Here is a 3256-nt window from a genome sequence, read left to right as displayed (position 1 = left end):
CTCCTGTACGAGGGCCAGCTGCTGTTCGCGGACTGGGGAGCGGCGATGCGCGGCCCCGCCGAACGCGACTGGTTCCATTTCCGTCGGGCCAGCGTCACCGTGGCGATCGCGTCGTCGACGGTGAGCCGTACGCCGTCCTTGTCGAGTACGGGAACGAGGTCCTGGTCGGACGAAGCCATGGGACGCCTCCGATGTGTGCGGTCGTCTTGCGTGCTACCGCGACGGCTTCACCGCCGGGGCAGGCCACGCTCAAGTGACTGCACAGTAACCACCCGGCCGATCAGACGACCGACCGGGTGGCCACCATCGAAGCCGAGGGGCCACCCGGGGTCAGGCCGTGGCCTTTTTGCCCCGGGTCGCCCCGCCACGCCCTCGCAGCGTGACGCCCGACTCACTGAGCATGCGGTGCACAAAGCCATACGAGCGGCCGGTCTCCTCGGCCAACGCCCGGATGCTCGCACCGGCGTCGTACTTCTTCTTCAGGTCTGCCGCGAGCTTGTCGCGCGCGGCGCCGGTCACCCGGCTGCCCTTCTTCAGAGTCTCGGCCACCCGTGCCTCCTCATGGGAAGTGCGCTCTGGTCTCCTCATGATCACCCCTCCGGGCCCTCATGGCCACCCATTCGGCAAGGTCCGTGAGACAAGGTTGTGACGACGGGAGCGCGCCCCCACATGCGGAATGTGGAATTCCGAAGAGTGGTGTCCGCACGGCCGAACGGATGGTGGAGGAAAAGGCCAGGTCAGAAAGGCGGCGCCGCCGAGCCCGGAAGAATCGGGGGCTCGGCCGCGAAATCGATGTAGGACACACCTCGGTACGAGGAGATCTCACACAGATGATGGATCACCGCTAGGCCGAATGATCCATACGCCGTTGATCACGCATTCGATCAAGCGAAGGCGACGGGCGATCAAGCGAGGGCGACGAGATCCGCGTAGTCGGCGCCCCACAGGTCCTCGACGCCGTCGGGCAGCAGGATGATCCGCTCCGGCTGGAGCGCCTCGACCGCGCCCTCGTCGTGCGTGACGAGGACGACCGCGCCCTTGTAGGTGCGCAGCGCGCCGAGGATCTCCTCGCGGCTGGCGGGGTCGAGGTTGTTGGTCGGCTCGTCGAGGAGCAGCACGTTCGCCGAGGACACCACGAGGGTGGCGAGGGCGAGGCGGGTCTTCTCGCCGCCGGAGAGGACGCCGGCGGGCTTGTCGACGTCGTCGCCGGAGAACAGGAACGAGCCGAGCGTCTTGCGGACGTCCACCAGGTCCAGGTCGGGGGCGGCCGAGCGCATGTTCTCCAGGACCGTGCGGTCCGGGTCGAGGGTCTCGTGCTCCTGCGCGTAGTAGCCGAGCTTGAGGCCGTGGCCCTCGATGACCTCGCCCGTGTCGGGCTTCTCGGCCCCGCCGAGCAGGCGCAGCAGGGTCGTCTTGCCCGCGCCGTTGAGGCCGAGGATGACGACGCGCGAGCCCTTGTCGATGGCCAGGTCGACGTCGGTGAAGATCTCCAGCGATCCGTAGGACTTGGACAGTCCCTCGGCCATGAGCGGGGTCTTGCCGCACGGGGAGGGCTCGGGGAAGCGCAGCTTGGCGACCTTGTCGGACTTCCGCTCGGCCTCCAGGCCGGCCAGCAGCTTGTCCGCCCGGCGGGCCATGTTCTGCGCGGCGACGGTCTTGGTGGCCTTGGCCCGCATCTTGTCGGCCTGCGAGTGCAGCGCGGAGGCCTTCTTCTCGGCGTTCTGCCGCTCGCGCTTGCGGCGCTTCTCGTCGGCCTCGCGCTGCTGCTGGTAGAGCCTCCAGCCCATGTTGTAGATGTCGATCTGGGCGCGGTTGGCGTCCAGGTAGAACACCTTGTTGACGACCGTCTCGACCAGGTCGACGTCGTGGGAGATCACGATGAAGCCGCCGCGGTAGGTCTTGAGGTAGTCGCGCAGCCAGACGATCGAGTCGGCGTCCAGGTGGTTCGTGGGCTCGTCGAGCAGCAGGGTGTCCGCGTCGGAGAAGAGGATCCGGGCCAGCTCGATACGGCGGCGCTGACCGCCGGAGAGGGTGTGCAGCGGCTGGCCGAGCACCCGGTCGGGCAGGTTGAGCGCGGCGGCGATGGTGGCGGCCTCGGCCTCGGCGGCGTACCCGCCCTTGGTGAGGAACTCCGTCTCCTGGCGCTCGTACTGCTTGAGCGCCTTCTCGCGGGTGGAGCCCGTGCCGTTGGCGATGCGCTGTTCGTTGTCGCGCATCTTGCGGATCAGTACGTCCAGGCCGCGCGCGGACAGGATGCGGTCGCGGGCGAGGATGTCGAGGTCGCCGGTGCGGGGGTCCTGCGGGAGGTAGCCGACCTCGCCGGAGCGTGTGATGGCGCCGCCGGCGGGCATTCCCTCGCCCGCCAGGCATTTGGTGAGGGTGGTCTTCCCCGCGCCGTTGCGGCCGACGAGGCCGATGCGGTCGCCCTTGGCGATGCGGAACGAGGCGTTTTCGATGAGGACGCGGGCACCGGCGCGCAGCTCGATACCGGAGGCGGAGATCACGGACAGACTCCAGGGCGGATACGGGGGCGGGATGGACGGCTGAGGACGTTCCCGCCGTCTAATGCGCGAGGAGAATGGCCATGGGGACAGTCTAACGGGGACGTGCAACCACTTTTTCTGTGTGCGGGTGTTCGATCACCGGCGGCCGGGCGAAGGGCCGTTGTCGGTGGCCGATGGAACACTGAGGGGACAGCCCCGCGAGACCGGAGGAAGTGATCGCCATGGCAGGCATGTCCGGTGGGCGTCCGAGCATCTACCCGACGCTGCTGTACGCGGACGCGAAAGCCGCGATCCGGCAGCTCACGGAGGCCTTCGGCTTCACGGAGCTGTCGGTGTACGAGGGCGAGGACGGCTCGGTGATGCACGCCGAGCTGGCGCAGGGCAACGGCGCGGTGATGGTCGGCACCAAGGGCCGGGGCGGCCTGTTCGACGCGGCCATGAAGGACGCGGGCACCACGGGGGTGTACGTGGTGGTGGACGACGTGGACGGGCACCACCGCCACGCCGTCGACCACGGCGTGGAGGTGCTGATGCCCCCGACGGACCAGGACTACGGCTCGCGGGACTACATGGCCCGGGACCTCGAGGGCAATGTGTGGAGCTTCGGGACGTACGCGCCCGAGACGGCGGGCTGACGTCCCGCGGGGCGGGCCGCGGCCCTAGTGCCGCGACAGGCAACGTTCGCCCCGTCACGACGCCCGGCACGCTCCCCCAAGCGCTCGACTCCGCTCGAGCAGGGGGCACCCCCACTC

Annotated in this window: 3 protein-coding genes and 1 pseudogene; 1 reads left to right on the top strand and 3 read right to left on the bottom strand. The window is 69.0% G+C overall.

The annotated features are described in order from the left end of the window. Positions 1 to 89: 89 nt before the first annotated feature. The 3 genes and pseudogenes from ABZ281_RS43495 to ABZ281_RS43485 form a co-directional block, all read right to left on the bottom strand. A pseudogene (locus tag ABZ281_RS43495) lies at positions 90 to 179 on the bottom strand (enoyl-CoA hydratase/isomerase family protein); the annotation flags it as partial. Positions 180 to 330: 151 nt separating this feature from the next. Next, positions 331 to 549, bottom strand: coding sequence for a helix-turn-helix domain-containing protein (locus ABZ281_RS43490; RefSeq protein WP_010037790.1), 219 nt, complete (start codon positions 547 to 549; stop codon positions 331 to 333). A gap of 356 nt (positions 550 to 905) precedes the next feature. Further along, positions 906 to 2504: an ABC-F family ATP-binding cassette domain-containing protein gene (locus tag ABZ281_RS43485; RefSeq protein ID WP_356663691.1), complete on the bottom strand. Its 1599-nt coding sequence runs from the start codon at positions 2502 to 2504 to the stop codon at positions 906 to 908. A 221-nt stretch (positions 2505 to 2725) separates the two neighbouring features. On the opposite strand from ABZ281_RS43485, the gene ABZ281_RS43480 reads away from it, so the two are divergent. Next, positions 2726 to 3139 (top strand): VOC family protein, encoded by a 414-nt coding sequence (locus ABZ281_RS43480; RefSeq protein WP_356663689.1) that lies wholly within the window; start codon positions 2726 to 2728, stop codon positions 3137 to 3139. The last annotated feature ends 117 nt before the right edge of the window (positions 3140 to 3256 follow it).

Source organism: Streptomyces sp. NPDC006265, from assembly GCF_040613555.1.
In the GTDB taxonomy this organism is placed as follows: domain Bacteria; phylum Actinomycetota; class Actinomycetes; order Streptomycetales; family Streptomycetaceae; genus Streptomyces.
This window is presented reverse-complemented; position numbering and strand designations above follow the sequence as displayed.